General features: G+C 47.4%; 20 protein-coding genes. 8 read left to right on the forward strand and 12 right to left on the reverse strand.

Features of this window, described 5'->3' with window-relative positions:
• Positions 1–85: 85 nt before the first annotated feature.
• Together BLQ13_RS15110 and BLQ13_RS28555 are read right to left on the reverse strand one after the other, a co-directional pair.
• Complete coding sequence (locus BLQ13_RS15110; protein ID WP_090921481.1) at positions 86–511, reverse strand: hypothetical protein; 426 nt, start codon at positions 509–511, stop codon at positions 86–88.
• A 116-nt stretch (positions 512–627) separates the two neighbouring features.
• Complete coding sequence (locus tag BLQ13_RS28555; protein ID WP_167375744.1) at positions 628–783, reverse strand: hypothetical protein; 156 nt, start codon at positions 781–783, stop codon at positions 628–630.
• Between the two features lie 241 nt (positions 784–1,024).
• Here BLQ13_RS28555 and BLQ13_RS15115 point away from each other — a divergent pair, with 241 nt between their 5' ends.
• Both BLQ13_RS15115 and BLQ13_RS15120 read left to right on the forward strand, forming a co-directional pair.
• Positions 1,025–1,705: an FHA domain-containing protein gene (locus tag BLQ13_RS15115; RefSeq protein ID WP_090921483.1), complete on the forward strand. Its 681-nt coding sequence runs from the start codon at positions 1,025–1,027 to the stop codon at positions 1,703–1,705.
• 130 nt (positions 1,706–1,835) lie between these two features.
• On the forward strand, positions 1,836–2,414 hold the full coding sequence (locus tag BLQ13_RS15120; protein WP_090921485.1) for an SAM-dependent methyltransferase: 579 nt from the start codon (positions 1,836–1,838) through the stop codon (positions 2,412–2,414).
• A gap of 628 nt (positions 2,415–3,042) precedes the next feature.
• Here the strand turns inward: BLQ13_RS15120 and BLQ13_RS15130 are convergent.
• The 3 genes from BLQ13_RS15130 to BLQ13_RS15140 form a co-directional block, all read right to left on the reverse strand.
• Complete coding sequence (locus BLQ13_RS15130; protein ID WP_090921489.1) at positions 3,043–5,499, reverse strand: carbohydrate-binding domain-containing protein; 2,457 nt, start codon at positions 5,497–5,499, stop codon at positions 3,043–3,045.
• A gap of 67 nt (positions 5,500–5,566) precedes the next feature.
• Complete coding sequence (locus BLQ13_RS15135; RefSeq protein WP_090921491.1) at positions 5,567–6,247, reverse strand: DUF4956 domain-containing protein; 681 nt, start codon at positions 6,245–6,247, stop codon at positions 5,567–5,569.
• Entirely contained in the window at positions 6,240–7,073 is an 834-nt protein-coding gene (locus tag BLQ13_RS15140; protein WP_090921493.1) for a polyphosphate polymerase domain-containing protein, read from the reverse strand. The genes BLQ13_RS15135 and BLQ13_RS15140 overlap by 8 nt, the downstream gene beginning before the upstream one ends.
• Before the next feature lie 249 nt (positions 7,074–7,322).
• Here BLQ13_RS15140 and BLQ13_RS15145 point away from each other — a divergent pair, with 249 nt between their 5' ends.
• The 3 genes from BLQ13_RS15145 (at position 7,323) to BLQ13_RS15155 (ending at position 9,855) form a co-directional block, all read left to right on the forward strand.
• Positions 7,323–8,000: a response regulator transcription factor gene (locus BLQ13_RS15145; RefSeq protein ID WP_090921495.1), complete on the forward strand. Its 678-nt coding sequence runs from the start codon at positions 7,323–7,325 to the stop codon at positions 7,998–8,000.
• Positions 8,000–9,424: a sensor histidine kinase gene (locus BLQ13_RS15150; RefSeq protein ID WP_090921497.1), complete on the forward strand. Its 1,425-nt coding sequence runs from the start codon at positions 8,000–8,002 to the stop codon at positions 9,422–9,424. Before BLQ13_RS15145 ends, BLQ13_RS15150 begins: the two co-directional genes overlap by 1 nt.
• A 176-nt stretch (positions 9,425–9,600) precedes the next feature.
• Entirely contained in the window at positions 9,601–9,855 is a 255-nt protein-coding gene (locus tag BLQ13_RS15155; protein WP_145333845.1) for a hypothetical protein, read from the forward strand.
• Between the two features lie 486 nt (positions 9,856–10,341).
• Here BLQ13_RS15155 and BLQ13_RS15160 read toward each other — a convergent pair whose 3' ends face one another.
• Complete coding sequence (locus BLQ13_RS15160) at positions 10,342–11,109, reverse strand: SDR family NAD(P)-dependent oxidoreductase (RefSeq protein ID WP_090921503.1); 768 nt, start codon at positions 11,107–11,109, stop codon at positions 10,342–10,344.
• A gap of 222 nt (positions 11,110–11,331) precedes the next feature.
• On the opposite strand from BLQ13_RS15160, the gene BLQ13_RS15165 reads away from it, so the two are divergent.
• The gene (locus BLQ13_RS15165; protein ID WP_167375745.1) at positions 11,332–11,967 is read left to right on the forward strand and encodes a TetR/AcrR family transcriptional regulator; all 636 of its coding nucleotides are present in this window, start codon (positions 11,332–11,334) and stop codon (positions 11,965–11,967) included.
• A 70-nt stretch (positions 11,968–12,037) separates the two neighbouring features.
• On the opposite strand, the gene cobA is transcribed toward BLQ13_RS15165, so the two are convergent.
• The 4 genes from cobA to nirB are packed head-to-tail and all read right to left on the reverse strand — an operon-like array spanning position 12,038 to position 16,511.
• Complete coding sequence (gene cobA / locus BLQ13_RS15170) at positions 12,038–12,808, reverse strand: uroporphyrinogen-III C-methyltransferase (protein WP_090921507.1); 771 nt, start codon at positions 12,806–12,808, stop codon at positions 12,038–12,040.
• Entirely contained in the window at positions 12,805–13,686 is an 882-nt protein-coding gene (locus BLQ13_RS15175) for a formate/nitrite transporter family protein (protein ID WP_090921509.1), read from the reverse strand. Before BLQ13_RS15175 ends, cobA begins: the two co-directional genes overlap by 4 nt.
• Before the next feature lie 49 nt (positions 13,687–13,735).
• Entirely contained in the window at positions 13,736–14,053 is a 318-nt protein-coding gene (gene nirD / locus BLQ13_RS15180; RefSeq protein ID WP_090921511.1) for a nitrite reductase small subunit NirD, read from the reverse strand.
• Positions 14,054–14,069: 16 nt separating this feature from the next.
• On the reverse strand, positions 14,070–16,511 hold the full coding sequence (gene nirB / locus BLQ13_RS15185) for a nitrite reductase large subunit NirB (RefSeq protein WP_090921513.1): 2,442 nt from the start codon (positions 16,509–16,511) through the stop codon (positions 14,070–14,072).
• 647 nt (positions 16,512–17,158) lie between these two features.
• Between nirB and BLQ13_RS15190 the strand changes: the two genes are divergently transcribed.
• Together BLQ13_RS15190 and BLQ13_RS15195 are read left to right on the forward strand one after the other, a co-directional pair.
• The gene (locus BLQ13_RS15190; RefSeq protein WP_090921515.1) at positions 17,159–17,752 is read left to right on the forward strand and encodes an ANTAR domain-containing response regulator; all 594 of its coding nucleotides are present in this window, start codon (positions 17,159–17,161) and stop codon (positions 17,750–17,752) included.
• 18 nt (positions 17,753–17,770) lie between these two features.
• Positions 17,771–18,847: an anthranilate phosphoribosyltransferase gene (locus BLQ13_RS15195; RefSeq protein WP_090921517.1), complete on the forward strand. Its 1,077-nt coding sequence runs from the start codon at positions 17,771–17,773 to the stop codon at positions 18,845–18,847.
• Positions 18,848–18,859: 12 nt separating this feature from the next.
• On the opposite strand, the gene BLQ13_RS15200 is transcribed toward BLQ13_RS15195, so the two are convergent.
• On the reverse strand, positions 18,860–19,408 hold the full coding sequence (locus tag BLQ13_RS15200; RefSeq protein ID WP_186809692.1) for an acyl-CoA thioesterase: 549 nt from the start codon (positions 19,406–19,408) through the stop codon (positions 18,860–18,862).
• Between the two features lie 433 nt (positions 19,409–19,841).
• The gene (locus BLQ13_RS15205; protein WP_090921519.1) at positions 19,842–20,465 is read right to left on the reverse strand and encodes an acetate uptake transporter; all 624 of its coding nucleotides are present in this window, start codon (positions 20,463–20,465) and stop codon (positions 19,842–19,844) included.
• Between the last annotated feature and the right edge of the window lie 359 nt (positions 20,466–20,824).

Consider the following 20,824-nt stretch of genomic DNA (forward strand, 5'->3'; position numbering starts at 1 on the left):
CTTGCTACGTTGTATACTTCGTTGAACGTTGTCAAAGGACTCTGGAATCATAGTGATTTCAGAGTCCTTTTTAGTGCAATAAAAGCTATGGAATGGCTTCGTAGAGCTCAGTCATGAGGTCTGCCAGTTCACCCTGTGGCTCGATTGGCTGATGATTCATATCGGTAGGTGTCATATAAAATATGACGGTGTCCTGTTTGAACATGGTCACATGAAATAACACGCCTGTTGTGTCTTCTGCGTCTGGATGCTCGACAATTTTTACATGTCGAATCTTTTCAATCCAGTCTTGAATCAACTTGGGATTGGTCGTTCTTTTTCTAGAACCGTCACTGCCACTCATGATTTCAATTGAATCTACTTCAGTGATGTTATCTGGATAGAATGACCCCAGCTCTCGTGGAGTTTTATTTAATTCCGCTGGGTTGGGCAGATCAGAGCTTTGACAACTGCTAAGGATCAAAGCAGCAAAAAGAGCGCATGTGATTGCGTGAATGGTATTTCTTTTCACTGTAATTCCTCCCCTTATATTGTGGAACGAAGGACGTGCTACAAATGTTTCGTATAGATGACATTCGTGAAACGTTTTGCACAGGAGTCGCGTTTATAATAGAGTAGCTGTCACATTTAAGGTTGATTGTTCATTCGAAGCCACGAGATTTCGGAGGCCGATGTCCCTTCTGGTGATACACCGCCATCGTTACTCACGCGTGACAGCACGGTTAGGGTGATTGATAAAGCGAAAGCAAGCAGCACGTATATCAAAATGGTTTTTTTCTTCATGGGAAATACCTCTCTTGTTGAATAAGCTAAAGCGTCCGTCAGGGCGTTATGAGAAAAAATGCACAACGTCTGGTATAGTTATAGAATGAGTAAAGAATGTTTAAGCCTGTTTAAGTCTATGGTGTTCCTGTATATCACTATATGAAATGGCAGGCACGCAAACAATGGAACAAATCTGATGAATTTATCAGTACTCGAATGAAAAGATAGAGACCGAGTGACATTAAAGGTGGGGAATAACATGCGGGAGACGGCAAAAATCGTCATTCGTACGCCGGGACAGGAGAGCGATGGTTCATTCGCCTATGTGAGCCAGGGCCGCTCGATTACGGTGGGGCGTTACACAGGTGTCAGTGAACTGGACTTGTCCATCTATAATCAGATGATATCGAAGCGGCATTGCCGCATTCATTATGACACGAAACAACAGCTCTGGATCGAGGATCTGGATAGCAAAAATGGAACCGAACTTAACGGGCAACGCCTCGTCCCATATGAGAAATATCCGTTTGGCGAAGGCGACAGCCTGACACTGGTTAACGGTTTGATTCACCTTCGGGTGGAAGGTGATCTCGGGGAGACGAGAGAATATCGTATATCGGACTTGCTCGGTGAGGGTGTGCGTTTACAGGATCATCTGCAGACGGTGCAGGTAAACGAAGATGAAATTCCGCTGTCCAAAAAGGAGTATCAACTGTTCAAATTGCTGTACAGTGAGCTGGATCATTTTGTAACGAGGGAGCAAATTATTGCTCAGGTGTGGCCGGAACGAAGTATGTTGGAGAGTGATCCGGTGGGTATCGACGAGATTAACTCGCTCATCTACCGCACGAATCGCAAGCTGGGCATTCATTTTACGATTAAATCTGTGTACAAAAAAGGAGTATACATGAAATCTCATGTCGGGGAAACGGGTGAATAATTGCATCATATCCTCTAAACAGTACTGCCAAGTAATGATGATCAGGTCTTTTAAAAGAATATAAACATAACAAAGGGAAGCTTCTGCACGGTCATAGACCTCCGAAGCTTCCCTTTGTTATGATGAGTTCATGATGATTATTCAATTAATTCCATGGCTGATTGCCGTGTTAACTTTGATTGCCGTTGTATGGATCGTAATCGTAAGCTGGAAAAATGGAATTTCGCCCATGCCGACATCCCGCCCGGTCAGGCAGGTAGTGATACAGGAGGTCAATCGTATAACGGGTTATGCGGATATTATGGAAGCGGGTTCGGGATGGGGAACATTGGGCATGGATGTGGTGAAGCATTGTCCTGGCAAAAGGTTGACGGGCATTGAAAACTCACTCATTCCCTTGTGGACTTCACAATGGCTGACATGGCTTAGTGTAGGGCTACGCCGAGCTGGAGGACAACAGCATTCGTTCAAGGGACGTCTGCGCTTCATCCGCGGCAGCATCTATACATGTTCCTATGCGCATGCCGATGGTGTGATCTGTTATCTGTTTCCGGGTGCGATGACTCGGCTCGTGGACAAGTTCCAACGCGAGCTGCCGCCGGGTGCGAAGGTGATCAGCGTCTGTTTTGCATTGCCGGGCAAAGAGCCACTGCGCACGATCACATGCCGCGATGCGTTGCGAACCAAGGTGTATGTGTATGCTTTTTGAGAGTGGGGCTGGTTGGAATTTCTCTATAGACGTAAAATGCTTCTCTCCGTATCTTGATTTCGTCTCAGCTAACTTCTAACGATCACCAGAGACGTTATTTGGCTGGTTTTAACCATTCTAAAAATCTAACGATCCCCAGTGACGCTATTTCGGTAGAAAAGCTATATTTTGGCCGTTTTCTGGCATGTTTCTTGGAAATAAGCTTTGTGGAGATCGTTAGAATCCGAAAAGGACGTTTTACTGCAAAATAAGCTCCGTGGCGATCGTTAGAAATTAATTCAGACTGAACTTGAGCTTTCGCTGCTATCGATATCCTGATTTCATCCTTGAGCGATGCGAAACGGGGGCTAGCATATCTCAATCGAACTCCTTTCATATTCTTGAATAAGGTATGCTCAGCTACGCTGGTGCCGTGGTTAACTTCGAAACCAGCCCAAGTACGCTTTAGAATATATATCCATATTCGCGTTAGGCTTACAGGTTCCTGTTGGATGACCTATCTTCCCCATGTGAAAAACAAGCAAAGTCCGGCTCCGATTTCACCTTGATTGTGAAATCAGAGCCGGACTTTTTAAATTTGCGTAGGTCAGGACAGGCTTGCCCTTTCGGCTCACAAGTACATCATCAGTTACTTTGCCGAATCCGTAGTTCCTGTAGTGCCAGTTGTGCTTGTCGTACCCGTTGTATCTGTAGATGTACCGGATTGGGAACGATTTCTTCCACCGCCGAATCCGCCTTGTCCATTGCCTCCGCCAAAACCACCCATGCCGGAGCGCGCTGTCGTTACGCCTGATTCATTCACCCAAGTCACATTACTTGTGGATTGGAAAGCAACGATTTGTGTTCCGCCGCTATAGGTACCGCCAGTGTAGAGTCCGTCCACCGATTTGCCTGTTGATGTTCCGCCAGAGAAGATGACATATGATCCATCTTTTGCGAGATCCGGTGAGCTAACGACTACGTTTTGGTAGTCTTTGGCTGGTGCAAACGTCAGAATATTATTTCCTTTGCTGTCCTGAACATGAACCAGTGTTCCAGCTTTTTGTGTCTCAGGGAATGTCATCACGATTGCATTTTGCGTTGAATCATCGGAAGTGCCTTGCGCCATGCCAGAGCTTCCCGCAGCCACCAGATATCCGCCACTGATTACAAATGTGCCGTCATAATCCAGTGCCCCATTACCGTTATTCGTTGGGCCATTCACGATAACCGTTCCGCCCGTCATTGTGATGGAGCCATTGGAATCCAGACCATCACCACCAGCATTTACGGTAAGGGTTCCGCCGTTGATGTGAAACTCGTTATTGCCTGATGATTCGCCCGCCATACCGCCAGGGCCACGGGTTTGCTGGCTTGCGTCCGAACCTTGTGCCGACTGATCTAACGTGGATGTGGTACCCGTCGTTCCAGTGGAGTTAGCTGTGTCTGTATCTGCTGATTTGTTTGTGTCGATAGCAGAACTACTGTTATTTGTAGCTTTTCCCGTTGTAGTTGCTGTTGTGCTGCTCGTTGTTGTCTCACCACCAGCGGCGTTCACGCCGTCATCTGATGCCGTTACGTCTACATCCCCATCATTCAGGGTAATAATTGCTCCTTCGAGCCCTTCGTAACTCTTCGCAATCTTGATTGTTCCACCGTTAATGGTCAGCGCCTGATCGGCATGAATGCCATCATCTCCAGACTGAATGTTGAAAGTCCCATCGTTCACCGTCACATTGCTATTGCTGTGCAAGGAATCATCCATAGAATCAATGGTGTATGTTCCGCCATTCACCGTAAGATCGGTTCCTGCTTTAAGCGCTTTGGCGCTTGCAGACTCTTCCTCTGTTGTCGTCGTTGCATTGTCTGCATCAGCGTTGGATTCAGATGATGTTGCTGTAGTGCTAGCCGCACCGGTATTTGCCGACTTCGTGGAGTTCGTTGTTTTACCGCTGCTAGCCTTGGTTCCTGTTTTGGTCTCAGTTTGGTTTCCTGCATTCGCAGCACCATTTGGCATTGCTGGCATATCGGCAGGTGGTTCACCATCCGGTGGTGTGCCCATATCGGTTGGAGGTGTGCCGCCATTCATTGCGCCATCACCACCGAAGCCACCGCGGCCTCCGCCAAAGCCGCCACCGCCGGGGCCTTCTTCGACCTTGGCAGGTGCATTTGCACTGCCGCCAGCCGTCACGATGTTATACGTACCGCCATCGGTGACAAGTGCGGTTTCCGCCTGAATGCCGTCGCTGCCGCTCTGAATGTTAAAGGTACCGTCTGCAATCGCGACAAACCCTTTGCTGGTATCGGTGTCATTGGTCGATTTAATGCCGTCACCTGTTGCATCAACAGTAATGGTACCCGACTGAATGGCAACCATATCTTTGCCTTTGATGCCATCGTCGGCTGCCTTGACGTTAATGGAACCGCTGATGATTTTCAGATCATCTTTGCTTGTAATCCCTTCATTATAGTTGCCTGTGACGGTCAACTGACCTGCACCGTTAAACGTAAGATCGGCTTTGCTAAAGATGGCCGCATCCGGCTCATCGGTGCTGCTGTCTGCATATACGTATGTTTTACCATCGGAAACGGCGTTTTTGGTTCCTTTTTCAAGCGTGATCACCGCTTTGCCTGCCTTTTGAATGTAGATTCCTGCACTGTCATTGTCATGAATGGTTGCGCCGTTCAACACGAGGTGTACCACGCCTTTATCAGCAACATTGACCACGATTTGGCCGTTGGTTAGCTCACCGCTCAGCACATAAGTGCCTGCTTCTGAGATCGTAACTGATCCGTTTGCTACCTTTGCACCCGAACCGGTTACAGTTGCTGACGTACCGCTCAGCTTGATCATGGTCGAATCCGCTTCAGTCCAGCTAACATTCGTATCATCGGCATCGAGGGAGACCAGATCGGCATACTTCACGGACGTAGACTCGCTGACGGATACGATTTTGGTTGTTCCTGTTGTGGAGACGGCTGCATTTGCTGTATTGCTTGTCGTTGCCGGAGCACTGCATGCCGCGAGCAGACTGGTAATCATGGCGATGGACCACAGTTTGCTACCTGTAATGATGTTTTTACGTTTCTGAGTATTTTTCTTCATATATATCGTTCCTCTCCAAATCATAATGGTGGTAATCGAACAAGCGAGCGAACTAATCTTCCAAATTTTAATACTCTGTCGTTGGACTCATTGTTAACGAGATATCCAGGTTGCCGTTCCGGGTACGGATGGCATCGAGAAATTGCTTCTGATTCACGCTTTCGTGAATCGTGACGTTATAGACCAGTTCGTACAGACTGCCGAGTTCGGTCGTTCTGATTTTTTTCAGATCAAATGGGATATTAAAGGTATGGAATACTTCGTTCAGAGCCTCTTCATAACTCAAATTCTCGGGAATGGTAACCTTGAGCGTTTTCTGTTGACTCTTTTTCCCGCCAAAGTTAAATCGGTTCAGTACAAACATCAGCACACACAGGATAACGGTGAACAGAACAGCGTAACCAAAAGCCCCTACACCACAAGCCAGACCGGATGCCATCGTGAACAAAACGTAAGCAATGTCTTTCGGATCACCGGGAGCGCTGCGGAAACGGATAATAGAGAAGGCCCCTGCTAGGCTGAAGGCCCGGGCAATGTTACTGCCAATAAGCAGAATAATGATGGCAACGATCACGGGAAGCACAACCATAGTCAGCGTAAAACTCTGTGAATAAGTGGCCTGGTTGGTTTTCATATAGGTAAGGCTGATGATAAGTCCCAGGAGGATGGCAAGTCCGATCGTGATGACAGCACTGCTGAAACTCAAGGTTGAATCGTCTAGGGCGGAGCTGAAAAGGGCATCAAGCATAGAGTGCACGCTCTCTTTCTATAATTAATTTTTCTTGTGAAGCAGCCGGGGCCGCGTCGTTAGGATTGAAATCAGTACCCGGGATCAGTTCTCGTTCGTTCTGATAATTCAGATTGGTGGTTCTTACGAGATGTCTGTATTCATTGCCGTATTTGGAAAATCCGGTCCGGTACAACCCGTGCTCCGACAGTAATTGGGACAGCCAGATGGGAACGGTTTTCTCGGCTTTGACTTCCATGAGCCAGCGCCCGTCTTTTACGAGCGGTTCACCGTAATCTCCTTGTTCCAGCTTCAGATCATATCTGCGGCTGCGAATGTTAGTGTCAAACGTAATCCGAAGGTCGCGGCTGTTCTTATCGAACAACGCCTTGCGTTCGTAGGCCAGATACACTTTGGGCTCAAGGTCATAGAGCCTGAGAAAATATTTAATCTCTTCCAGCACCTGCGGGTTCATGTAGTCGGCCAGCTCTGGCGCTTGTCCCGAGCGGACAAAATCGTAAGCTTCATCCAGCTTCAACGCAGTTCTGCGTTTGTTGACGAGGCCGAACACTTTCTTTTTGATCTCCAGATATACTTTCGCATTCTCTTCAGGTACACCATAAGCTCGCAAACGCAGCTTTTCCTTGTATTTCGGTTTGGACAAACTCGCTCGAATCAGTGAATCCTGCGGTGTATCGAAGTACAGATTACTGATGGAGTAAAACTCATGTTTTTTGTTGTAGGCGTCCAGTTCCATGTAGTGGAGCAGATCGTTGTAGAAATGCTGGTATTGCTCATCGGTCAGCAGGTACTTGCTCTCATATCGGTTGAATACTTCAATCGCCACTGCGGTTCATTCCTTTCGGGTATGGATGAGTTGGTGTATGTTTTGATTATGTTTGGTTTGTTGTGTGTTGCTGTCATGTCTGTATCTTAGCGAAGCAACCTTGAATGAATCTTAAATCGTTTTACATTGCGTTAACATTTCTTTTCCTTCATCTATACCGTGAGGGTGTTCCAATTATTAAGGTTGATTCAAGGTTTAATTGATAGAATGAGAACATACAAACCATCGTGAGCAGAGGATGAATAAAGGATGAGAATTTTAATTGCGGAAGATGAGGTTCATTTGGCAGAGGCCGTATCTCAGATTTTGAAAAAAAACAACTACTCCGTGGACATGGTCCACGACGGCAGGTCAGGACTGGATTATGCGCAGAGCGGCATCTACGACCTGTTACTGCTGGACATTATGATGCCGGAGATGGACGGCATAACGGTGCTTAAAACGCTCCGCAGTGAAGGAAACCATACTCCGGTTATTTTACTCACAGCCAAAGGAGAACTATCGGACAAAGTATCCGGCCTCGATTACGGTGCCGATGACTATATTGCAAAGCCTTTCGCCACGGAAGAATTGCTTGCCCGGATTCGGGCGGCCTTAAGACGTAAAGGAGAAGTGGTCCCCGAGGATGGGGTGAAGTTTGGCGATATCGAACTGAATACGACCCAGTTGAAGCTAAGTGTTCAAGGTAAGGAAATCAAATTGAACCTGAAAGAGAACGAGCTGCTGGAACTGCTGATTACTCGTAAACAAGCAATCACCTCCAAAGAGCAGATCATTGAGAAGTTATGGGGATTCGACTCGGATGTCGAGTATAACAACGTGGAGGTCTACATCTCTTTTTTACGCAAAAAACTAACCTTCCTGAATTCGGCTGTCCGTATTAACACGATTCGGGGCGTAGGGTATGTACTTGAGGTGACGAACTAATGTTCAAGAAACTCCGCAACCGGTTCCTGATTGTCAATCTGGTGTCGATCTCGATTATGATGCTGGTGGCTTTTGTAACGATTTACACGATTACGTACCAGAATGTGCAACGCGAGACGAATATGGAGCTGTATAAGGTATCTGATTTCTACCATAGCCCGTTTGGTTTGGGTGCTCAGCAGTCACGAGGTGAAGGGCAAAGCGGGGGAGCAGGAGTAGGGACAGGGACAGGATCGGGGTCGGGAGTAAATTCTGAATCGAATTCTGGATCGGCAACTGTACCCTTATCTCCGAGTAGGGGCGGGGGCAACGACAGTAACGACATGAGTGGTGGGAACTTCGGTGGGTATCGAGGACCGGGTGGAGATTTCGGCGCACCTCCTGCCCGGTCGGTTTCTTTTATGATCCAGACCGATAAGCAGTGGAAGATTACCGATACCCATTCGCGGTTTGATATGGAGGACTCGTTTTACACACAGGCTCTGCAAAAAGTAGATCAGGAGAAAACCGGTCAAGGTGACAGCAGTCGGTGGACTGGACAATTTGCACTGGATGGCACGGACTGGGCCTATGTGGTTGATCCAAGCGGGGACGGGCACATGATCGTATTCATGGATGTGACTGCGCAGCAGGGTATCCTGACCAATCTGATCTACACGTTTACCGTGGTTGGACTGATGATGTTGATCGTCATTTACTTCCTAAGCCGTTATTTTGCCAACCGCTCCATTGCGCCTGTGCGTGAAGCGTTTGAGAAACAGAAACAGTTTATCGCCGATGCCTCCCATGAATTGAAAACACCTCTGGCAATCATTAATACGAACACGGATGTCTTGCTGGCGAATCAGGAGGAGACCATCGAAAGTCAGGCCAAATGGCTTCACTATATCAAATCGGAAACCGAGCGGATGTCTGGACTAACGAATGATCTGCTGTATCTGACTCAGATGGAGGACTCACGTTCCAACCTCATCCATACCGGGTTTAATATGAGTGAAGCGGTGGAAAGTATTATTTTACCGATGGAAGCTGTGATTTTTGAAAAAAATATCTCCCTTGATTACAGCATTGATCCTGATCTGATGGTTCATGGAAACCCGGAGCAGATCAAACAGGTGGTTCTGATCTTGCTCGATAACGCCGTGAAATATTCCGGGCCAACAGGGGCCGTGAACATTACGCTCCAGAAGCAGAACCATGATATCATGCTAACTGTTTTCAATACGGGTGAAGGGATCGCGCCAGAGCATTTGGATCGGATCTTTGACCGTTTCTATCGCACGGATTCATCCCGAGCGCGTAAACACGGCGGACATGGCCTCGGTCTGGCGATTGCCAAGTCTATTGTGGAGCAACATAAGGGAGAGATTTACGCCAAAAGTGTCGTGGGGGAGGGGGCAACGTTTTACGTGAGGTTATCGTAGGTGCGGATGCTAAGGTGGCAACTGGCGAAAATGAGCACATTGTCATAAAGGGCGCAACAAAAGGCCGGGCATAAGTTCTGCCCGTAATGGGATAACCTATGCTACAATGACAGCAAGAAGGATAACCAAGGAGATGAACATACGTGGCAGACAACAACGCAATTAATGAGCAGGAAATGATGCAATATATCGCGGACAAAACAAAGGCCAGTAAAGCAAATATCGAACTTGTATTGAAGCATGAGCAAGCTTACATCAACAAGGCACATGAGAATGCTAAAGGTAAAGACGTCGATATTGACGGCGACGATCTGTCTGACTACATTCTAAGCCGCAAAGATGTGAAGCTTGACGAGCTGACTGTTGAAAGTATTTTGGATGCGGAAATGGATTATTTGATGGACAAAGGTCACGCGGGATACGTGGATTAAAAATCTAACGATCACCAGCGACACTATTTAGGTGTTTTTTGAGTGTTTTTAAATCTAACGATCAGGAGAGACGTTATTTTCGGAGTAGAGGGTCATTTTTGATGAAAATAGGGTGTTTTTACTGAAATAAGGTTCCTGGTGATCGTTAGATTAGGAAATGTGCCGAAATGGCCGAAATAAGTTTCGTGGTAATCGTTAGCGTAGTGGATTAGTGCCGGATGAATGCGCAGCTATGGAATAAAATAAAAAGACCTCAACTTCTCACAAAGGGAATTCCCTTAATGGTGGTGTCGAGGTCTTTTGGCATCAAATAAGCGATGTGTGTGGAAGTAAAAAACTCTTGCAACTTGGCCGGATGTCAGTAAAATTTCGCTACACGCTACACGGCATCTCGCCTGAGGAAATCGCATAGAGTACACGCCCTTAGGTTCTACTATACGCCCGTCCGTGTGCTAATAATGTTGGTGTTACAACTACAATTACCTATTATTGTCCCATCATACCGCCGTCTACAGTGTAGAGTGATGCGGTAACGTAAGAGGCGTCTTCGGACAACAGGAAGTTCATCACGGCTGCGACTTCTTCCGGTTCACCGTAACGGCCCATTGGAATGGCAGATACTGTAGCGGATTGGTAATCTTCCACGTTGCCGGAGTTAGCTTCGATCTGACGCATCATACGTGTGTTGATTGTACCTGGCAATACGGCGTTAACACGAATGTTGAAAGGTGCCAACTCGTTAGCAGCGGTACGTGTGAGACCAACAACGGCATGTTTGGACATAATATATGGAGATACCGCCGGAGCGCCCATCAGACCAGCAAGGGAAGAGGTATTCAGAATCGCACCGGATTTTTGTTTTTTCATCACAGGAATGACGTTTTGCAGACCAAGGAATACCCCGCGAATATTTACGTTGTATACTGTATCAAGTGCTTCAACGCTCAGGTCTTCAATTAGACCCGTTGGCCCTTCAATACCGGCATTATTCGCAAAATAATCGATACGTCCAAATGCATCCACTGCTTTTTGTACGTAATTTTTAACATCTGCTTCATCTGATACATTGGCTTTGACCGCAATGGTATGCTCTTGATCGAGATTCAATTCTGCAATCGTTTTGGCAATCGCTTCTTCGTTCAAATCAACCAAGACCAGATTGATTTTACGTTCAGCCAAGCGACGTGCAAGCTCTTTACCAATTCCTCCGGCAGCTCCTGTAATGACAGCGGTTTGTGTGTAGGATGTACTCATGATTGAATCGTCTCCTTATAATATATAATGGGCAGGTAATCTCCATAGGAATTAAATAATAAATTCAGTGGGTGAAAACCTGTCGTCTTTAGTTCCTGTCTTAATGTTAAGATATACATAAATATGTGACAATAATCATTGACAGCGCAAATGTCACCTACTGAACACAGATGTAAGCGTTGTTCATTTAGGTTACAATAATGGACAAAGGAGGCGGAAGTGTTGATTATTGAACACCCTCAGGATCGGAGAGCACGAAGAACGCAAGATGCGATCATCGCTGCGGCGGTATCTTTAATATTGGAAAAGGGGGCTGACGCCCTGACCATCCGGGATATTACGGAACGAGCCGATTATAATCGGGGGACCTTTTATTTGCATTTTCCCGGCAAACCGGAGCTACTGCAATTTCTTCTGGAAGACTTCCTGCAAGGATTAGGACAGGCTTACGCCTCACCGTATGCTAACCTTACAGAAGTAGATATGACCGGACTGTTACCGTCGACTATGCCTGTGTTTGAATATATTGAAAATCACCAGGATCAATTCAAGGCGCTCATGACAATGCATGGGGATATGGCGCTCAGGATCAACAATGTGTTCCGGGATTACCTTACTCAGGACTTCATTTTGGTAACTGAAGACAGTGAGCAAGTGATCAATTATGACATTATGTTAAGTTATCTCGTATCCGCAACCGTGGGGGTTATTATGCATTGGGCAGAGGTGGGGTTCAAATATTCCGCCCATTATATGGGGGAGCAGCTGACAGCTCTTATTAACATCAAACCGACCCGTCTGCTGATTGAACCAGGGCAGAAGGGTCGGATGATGAATGAGCGTATGTTTTCGGACTAAATACATGCAAATACATGCTTATTATACTATGTGAATGCGTTCCGCTGCGGGATCTGCGTACAACTGAAGGTTAACCCGTCATTGAAGCAGATGCAGCGCGCTGCATCTGGAGTAATTGTTCGCGGATGAGTACGGACTCTCCAACCATAATTAAAGCTGGATTACAGATGTGATGCATATTAGCTAATGTCTGCAGTTCGGCAAGTGTGCCTGTGACAATTCGTTCTTCACTTGTTGTTCCTCGTTCAATTAGTGCGGCTGGTGTATGCCCGGCTTTGCCATGAAAAAGCAACTCTTGCTGTATCTGTGATAACTGGCTTATCCCCATGTAAATCACAAGTGTATCTACGCTATGCGCAAGCAGGTCCCAGCGAACAGAAGATACACTTCCGTCGCTGCCGGTTCCCGTTACGCAGGCAAAAGAAGAAGCGACCCCGCGATGGGTTAGTGGAATGAGCGAAGAAGCGGAAGTACCCACAGCCGAAGTGATGCCAGGGATAATCTCGTACGGGATACCAGAATCCGCCAGCACCAGCGCTTCTTCACCTCCACGGCCGAAGATGAACGGGTCACCACCTTTAAGCCTGACAACGTGTTTGCCTTCTGCTGCATGAGAAGCCAGCATACGTCCGATCATCTCCTGGCTCATAGAGTGAAGCCCGGGAGCTTTGCCACAGTAAATACGGAGAGCACCATCCCGCGCCTCAGCAAGTAATTCATCCGTGACAAGTCGATCGTACATAATAACATCAGCAGACTGAATCCGTTTCAGGGCTTTGACTGTAATCAGTTCGGGATCACCAGGACCGGCACCGATGATACTTACCAACCCTCTGCTCATGACCGTGTCCCCCATTTCGAAGTCGTATTGGGAGCTGTTAGCCCTGATCTGCCACCTTGAATGGTTGCCAGCGGAGATGATAGCATAAGCGAGCTTCCCCAGTGATGCGCAAAATACAGACCGAGACCTGTAAATACAGCGCCGCCCAAAAAGTTACCTGCCAGCACCGGAATCTGATTCCACAGCAACCAGTCTGTAATCGTGACATGAGCGCCAAGCATCATGCCGGCCGGAATCACAAACATATTCACAACGGCGTGTTCAAAGCCTTGGGCAAAAAAGATCGTAATGGGCAGCCACATCGCCACGATTTTCCCCAGTGTAGATGTAGAGGTCATCGCCATCACGGCTCCGAGCGCAACCATCCAGTTACATAGAATGGCCTTTATGATGACAAGCACGATGCCTGCCCCGCCCAGATGCTGATATCCCAGTGTTTTCGTTTCGCTGGTTTGAATCAGTGTTTGAACGAGTGGGTTACTCATATCTGTACCCATCTTGGTTATCGTCAGGCCGTATAATAGTGCGTAAAATGCACATCCGATCAGGTGACCGATAATTACCCAAAAGTAATTACGAAGCATATCGATAAGTTTGACTCTGCGCTTCATCACTGCGAGCGGAATCAAGGCGAAGTTTCCTGTCACCAGTTCAAGACCGAGCAGAATAATGATTGCGAATCCTGCCGGGAAGATGAGTGCACCCGCCAAACCAAGCGAAGTTTGAGACACGGCAGTATACGCCAGCGTAGTGGCAAAGGCAAGGATGGCCCCAGCCAGAAAACCGCGGATCAACATCTGTACCCGATTCATTTTGGCTTTATGTTCACCAACGTCAACCATGGCTTGCAATACTTCTGCAGGTTTAACAAAATCCATCGTGCACCCCTCCTTCTGTCAGCATTGTCTTGTAACACTAATCACTTGGTTAACCTGCAATCGTAATATAGATATCCCCGCTATCTCCGTCCACTTCTGTTTTGTACGTGTTCAAGCAACCATCGTCCGGTTCATGGACCTTGCCGCTTCGCAGATCAATCTTCCAGTCATGTAATGGACAGTGAACGGCTGTTCCGCAGACCATGCCCTCCGATAGCTTGCCGCCCTTGTGAGGGCAACGATTCTCTACGGCATGAAGGCTGCCGTCGCTCAGTTTGAAAACGGCAATTTCGGTATCCTCGATCAGAAAGGTACGAGCCCCTTTTTCATCAATATCGGCCAGATGCCCAATGCGAAATCTACTCATCGCTGATCCTCCTCTTCTAGTGAGCTACCGGTTCTGCACCGGACAGTGGGGTGAAGTTTTTACGCAATTTCTCATCTTCAATAATCTCTTTCCAAGGATCTACCGTGTGGCCCAGTGTCACTTCCAGACGTTCAACCAGTGCGAGACGTACGTCTCGATCTGCCAGAGCCTCCTTCACATGATCCAGACCTACCCGTTCAATCCAGGCCGCTGTTCTCTCATTCCATCTTGCGTTCTCTCTATAGTATTGCAGGTAAGCATAAGTCCACTCTTCGACTTCAGCATCTGTTTTCACCGTACATAACAGCTCGGCTGCCCGTACCTTTACACCGCCATTGCCGCCGACATGAAGCTCCCAGGCTCCATCGATGGCTACGACACCGAGATCCTTGATGGTGGCTTCGGCACAGTTGCGCGGGCATCCGGAGACGGCCAATTTTACTTTCGCTGGAGCGACCATCTTGTCGAGTTTCTTCTCCAGACGAATGCCCATCTCGATCGAATCCTGTGTACCGAAGCGACAGAACGTATTACCTACACATGTTTTTACTGTCCGTAAAGCTTTGCCGTAACCGAAGCCGGAAGGCATGTCGAGTTCTTCCCATATCTTCGGCAGGTTTTCCTTCTGTACACCCAGTAGATCTAGTCGTTGTCCGCCCGTAAATTTAACCATCGGTACATCATACTTCTCGGCAACCGTTGCGATCTTGATCAGTTCTGCCGGGGACGTTACACCACCGTAAATTCGTGGAATAACGGAATACGTGCCGTCCTTCTGGATATTGGCATGGTAACGTTCGTTCGTGAATTTGGACACCCGCTCATCCTCATATTCTGTAGGCCAGATCATACCAAGGTAGTAATTAAGGGAAGGACGGCATTTGGAGCAGCCTTCTGGCTCATCCCAGCCAAGCACGTTCATGACTTCCTTGACGGTTTTCAGGCCCATTTCCTTGATTTGAGCCACAATTTCATCCCGGTCATAGGAAGTACAGCCGCAGATGCCTTCTTTGGTCTGCTCGCCAACATTGTCCCCTGCATAATACGTGAGCAGTGATTCCACGATTGGTTTACATCCTCCACAGGAAGCGGAAGCTTTCGTGCAGGATTTGATAGCACCGACAGTGTTACATCCTTTATTGAGAACAGCATCACCGATAGCAGCTTTCGTTACACCGTTACAACCACAGATGATCTCATCATCTGGCATGGCAGCCATGCGCTCGGCTACAGACGGGCCGGAACCGGAACCGCCAGAAGGCACGCCGAGTAGGATTTCTTTTTCACGACCGCTGATGTCCTCACCGCTTTTAATTAAGGAAAAGAGGGATGCGCCATCGGTCGTATCACCAAACAACACTGCACCGACGAGCTTGCCGTCCTTGATCACCATCTTTTTGTAAACACCGTCTACATCATCCTGAATGCGAATGCTGCGTGTGTCTGGCGAGTCCTTGAATTGTCCGGCAGAGAATACGTCGACTCCCGAAACCTTCAGCTTTGTTGAAGTGACCGACCCTGCGTATCCTTCGGTTGCTGCACCAGCGAGCCGTTTGGCAAGAACCATACCTTGTTCATATAACGGAGCTACGAGTCCATAGGCAATACCGCGATGCTCCGCACATTCTCCTACAGCAGAGATTCCAGGGATATTGGTATGCATATAGTCATCCACGATGACCCCGCGATTAACATCCAGACCGCTGTTTCGAGCCAGTTCGATCTGCGGGCGAATACCGACTGCCATCACAACGAGGTCTGCCTCGAGCACCGTTTGGTCGGTGAAGCGAAGTGCTTTAACCCGGCCTTTGCCTGTAATCTCTTCCGTATGTTTGTTCAAAAGGAACTTCATGCCCTGCTCCTCAAGCTCTCGCTGAAGCATTAATCCAGCAGGCAAATCCAGATTTCGATCCATCAAGTGTCCGTTAATATGAATGACGGTTACGTCCATACCCAGATTTAATAGTCCGCGGGCAGCTTCCAGACCGAGTAGTCCACCGCCGATGACAGCCGCCTTGCGGTACTTTTGGGATGCCGCCATCATCGTTTCACAGTCTTTAATGTCACGGAAGCCGATGACCCCTTCTTTATTCGCGCCTGGAAGAGGCAGGATGAAAGCCTGTGAACCTGTCGCCATAATCAGCTCGTCATAGGATGCGTGGACCCCATTCTGAGATACAACTTCCTTGCGTACCGTATCGATCTGCACGACAGGGTCACCCGGATAGACATGGACACCGTTATCTTCGTACCAGCTCCAATCATTAATCACGATATCTTCAATGGATGTTCCGCCTGCGAGAACGGAAGATAGCATGATTCGGTTGTAGTTTGGATGCGGCTCTGCGCCAAAGACGGTAATGTCATATGCATGTGGTGCGAGTTTCAGAATATGCTCAATTGTACGAATTCCCGCCATACCATTGCCGACCAGCACCAGTTTTTTCGTTGTACTCATTGTGGTTAGCCCCCTCAGATCCATTTCTGTATTCTGTTTACTACGCTACCTTCGTCTGTTCCTAAAAATCGAAAAAGCCTGTCATGCCTCGGAGGACTGCGCATATACATACGCATCCCTTATCTCCGAATTTGCAAAACAGGCTTCATTGCCGTTTCAACCAGCTACGTCGTTGTAACTGTGAGTGATCCTTCAGTTATGGAGTTCTTATGGGTTAACTATAAAAGAATGATTTGTTCATGTCAATATAGTTAACATAAAAAAGTATTTGAAATTTGAAGTTAATTATGTTTACATGAGTTTAAAGAAAAGCTGAATCGGCTACGTAAAATATGCTTTAAATTACAAAAAATAAGAAAATAAATCCATGTATCACTTCGTAAACGCCATATAATGTAGGAAATGTGCCATGGTACTCATGATTAACCCATTATTTGTTCCATTTTAATTCATTAGGATCAGACCGAGGATCAGAATGCATCTCATGATGCTACTTACGAATACTTCAGAGCACCTGGAATTTTGAAATATAGATGTTTATTCCTTGATTTTTGTTAGGTAACATGACATTATAGCGCTTTCATGTGGTAATGTATTAAAAGTGAGCGTGGGTACTGTATATCAATATAAGGAGGGATTGATCCATCATGCGATCCATATTGGTCATCCGTGTACATCCCATTCAGGCCGGCTCGTCCGAAGCAATCCCTCTAACACCGGAGAAGCTGCTGGGAGCAGTTGGCTATCATGTTAAGGTCTCGGACAGTGAGGATGAGGTGATGAAGCTTGCTCGTGAAGTCGATGCGTCCATCTTGCATTTGTCTCTTGCGGACGTGGCTTATTGGGTAAAGCGGCTGGGTGAGGAGAAGTCGGATACTCCGCTTCTCTGGTGGTGTGCTCCGGATACAGCATCTTCCTCTGTAGAAGACTGCGAGGTTGATACCTCGTTTGATGGCATTCTTACACCGTCTATGGCTGGGCCGGAGATTCATTGGACGCTGCACTTTGCTGCGCGGCGTTATATGGAACGCAAGCAATGGGAGCAAGAGCGAAAGCAACTGCAGTCCAGATTGGAAGATCGGAAATGGATTGATATGGCGAAGGCGATCTTGTGTGATTTAAAGCAGATCTCCGAATCGGAAGCCTATGATTTGTTACGCAAAAAAGCGATGGATGAACGCAAACGGATGGTCGATGTAGCTACAGCGATTGTGAAAGCACATCAACTGCTCCAGTCATAATTGGAAGGAGGATGCTCTATGGATATGTCTCAGATCCTCAGAGAGGTAGGGCGTGGCAAACGAGGCTCACGTGATCTGAATTATGCAGAGGCATTGAACGTTGCCGAGAATATATTGAAACAGCAAGTTTCTCCTGCCCAGACGGCCGCATTTCTTATGGCTGAGCGGATGAAGATGGAGAATGTCGAGGAAATGGAAGCCTTTGTCCATGCGTGCCGGAACAGTGCGGAGCGTTTCTCCGTATTTCAGGATAGCTTGGATTGTGCGGGTCCTTACGACGGACGAACCAAGTCATTTATGGCGACATACCCTGTGGCATTTGTACTGGCGGCAGCGGGTTTACCGGTTACGCTACACGGTAGTGAACCTTTACCACCTAAATGGGGAGTTACGCTGTCTGTTGTATTGAGAGAGGCAGGGATTGATACACGGAAGATCGACCGGGAAAATGCCCGGAGTGCTGCTCTCCATACAGGTGTAATGTATGTTTCTGCGGAAGACTGGTGTGAGCCGTTACGCAGACTTCGTCCATTACGGGAAGAACTAGGTTTTCGAACGGTACTGAATACAGCCGAGAAGCTGATCGATTATAATCATTCGCCTTATCTTGTTTTTGGAGTGTTTCATAATACGTTTCTGGATCGAATAGCCAAGCTTCTTACTCGTTTTCAGTATCAACGTGCTTATGTTATTCAAGGTATGGAAGGATCGGAGGATCTCTATATTGATCGTCCTACACGTGTATATGCTGTGGAGGATGGTGAGATGAAGCTTGAACTTGTAGATCCTTCAATCTACGATCTGGATATGCCTGTGCCGGATATGATCTGGACCGCAGCGAGGCAAGTTGAGGTGGCGGAGAGTGTACTACGCGGGGATGGCCATCTTACGTTTGTAAATCAGGTGCTGTTAAATGCGGGCTTTCGACTATATGTTGCAGGACGTGTCCCTTCCATAGAGCAGGGTATATACATGTCTAAGCAGTATATAGAAAGTGGAGCTGCGTTCCGGCTCTATCAACAGTGGTGTGTTTCTATGGGAGGAGAGTTGCCGGATAGCAGAACGATATCGATCTATCCGGCATCCTCCGGTTAAACTGTTCTGTGCTTATTCCCAAGGATACGTTACGGTCAGGAAGTCAGCGAACTTTTTGCTCTCTTCCCGCCGTTGTTTCCGCATCGCTGCGCGGTCAGGCGCAGTCTCGTACAGCTTTTTCTCCTCTTCAGTCTCTGGAATAATACGGGGCACGATCAGTTTGCGGTTATTTTCATCCAGGGCCACAAAGGTCAGGAAGGCTGTTGCCGCAATTTTTTTCTCCCCTGTTATCAGATCCTCACGAATAACCTTCACGAAAATTTCCATGGAACTGCGGCCAGTCCACGTAGCGAACGATTCAAGTGTTACGGAGTCCGTAGGATTAATCGGGTACAGAAAATCGACAGAGTCGGTTGATGCAGTAACGGTATTTACCCTGCACAACTTGGAGGCAGCGATAGAGGCAATATCGTCAATGTAGGACATCAACTTGCCGCCAAACAAGGTGTTATGATTGTTGACATCTGTCGGGAATACCCGTGCCGTTTTGAAGCAGCGCGTTTCACGTACATACTTTCTCTCCGTTTGATCCATCTCCGTTGGTTTCGGTATCTCTCTCATGTTTCTTCCTCCTTACAGTATGGCTGTTATGATTGTATTTCTAAATGCAGCATTTCTTGTGGGCTCTTCTTGGGTTCAGAAGGTTTTCTATTTATATAAGTTGAAACATTCATTTACACTCTAACGGAGAAGAGAGAAAAAACCTGAAAAAGCGAAGCTACAAGCTTTCTGTAAGAAAGCTGCATCGGAAGCACAGGCTGCGCCTTTATCACCGGATTTCACCTTTGGAAAAGGGAATCAAAAAATCTGGGGATAACAGCGATTGTAAGGTTATTCTCTCATCGGAGTGGGCTGTGTAAAATCTTTGAGTCCAACTTATATAGTATAGGTGTCGGTTAGGAACATATTCAAATGTAGAGGTACGAGACGAGGTAATACGAAAAAACCGCCAGGCGCGGACCGGCGCGCAGGCGGTGGAACTTCAATCTGTATATTAAGCCTTAGGTCTGAAAATACCGGACGGTTTGCCGATCGGCAGGAAAGTATAACCGAAGTGGGCATTCAGAACCGAAGCACCTGTACCATACAGGGACACAATGCCAATCGCCATCTCAGCGTATGCAGCGATCGTATGGAAGATATGTGGTGCTACGCCGAAAGCGTCAAATGTCAGACCAAGGAACAAGAAATCGATGAGAATGAAAATGATAAGCAACACTTTGTTGGCTTCAACAGCGCCAATCGTCATGAACAAGGTGAAGATCAGGTATCCGGCAAAAGCGAATCCAAGCTGCTTGCCATCGGTTTGCTCAGCGAGTGTAGAGCCGAACACACCCATTTTAATCATCCAGTTGGCCCCCATGGCGAACCAGAAGAAGGCATAAGCGCCGAAAGCGGTGGTGCCGAAAGTGTTATTGCGTTTGGAATCCTGAATACATGCGAATAGTTGGGCGAAAGCACCCAGGAAGATCGCCCACGGAATAGCGTAGCTAAGTCCGTCAGTAATGCCGAGTTTTTGGGAAGAAGCGACAAGGGTTACAATCGCAAGCCCAAATAATCCCATCGCGCTGGGATCGGCGTTTATGATTTTGACTTTAGTCTGTGACTCGGTTTGCATGGTGTTGATAAGCCTCCAATTAATATCAAATCTGAATCATAGGCCTGCGTAGGCCATTCTCGAAACTGCATGTTGGCATCCGCCGGACCCGGACACACATATCGCCCTATTGTAACCGAATGACCCGGTTATGGAAAGGGATATTATTACCTGAAACATCGGAAAACGGTTGCTTATGTGACAGTCAGTTGAATGGGGGGATAATATATCGGGTTTGTGGTGAAAAAAGACGGATAATTACATGTTATTTCCAGGACATTAACGTTAGTATCGAGGGGAAATCAAATCTGCAGTTCGGTGTGAGCCTGGAAGCGGCGGCATAAACTGCGGTGGGAAAGGGGGAGGTGGACGTGGAGTCA

It is taken from the genome of Paenibacillus polysaccharolyticus (genome assembly GCF_900102085.1).
In the GTDB taxonomy this organism is placed as follows: domain Bacteria; phylum Bacillota; class Bacilli; order Paenibacillales; family Paenibacillaceae; genus Paenibacillus; species Paenibacillus polysaccharolyticus.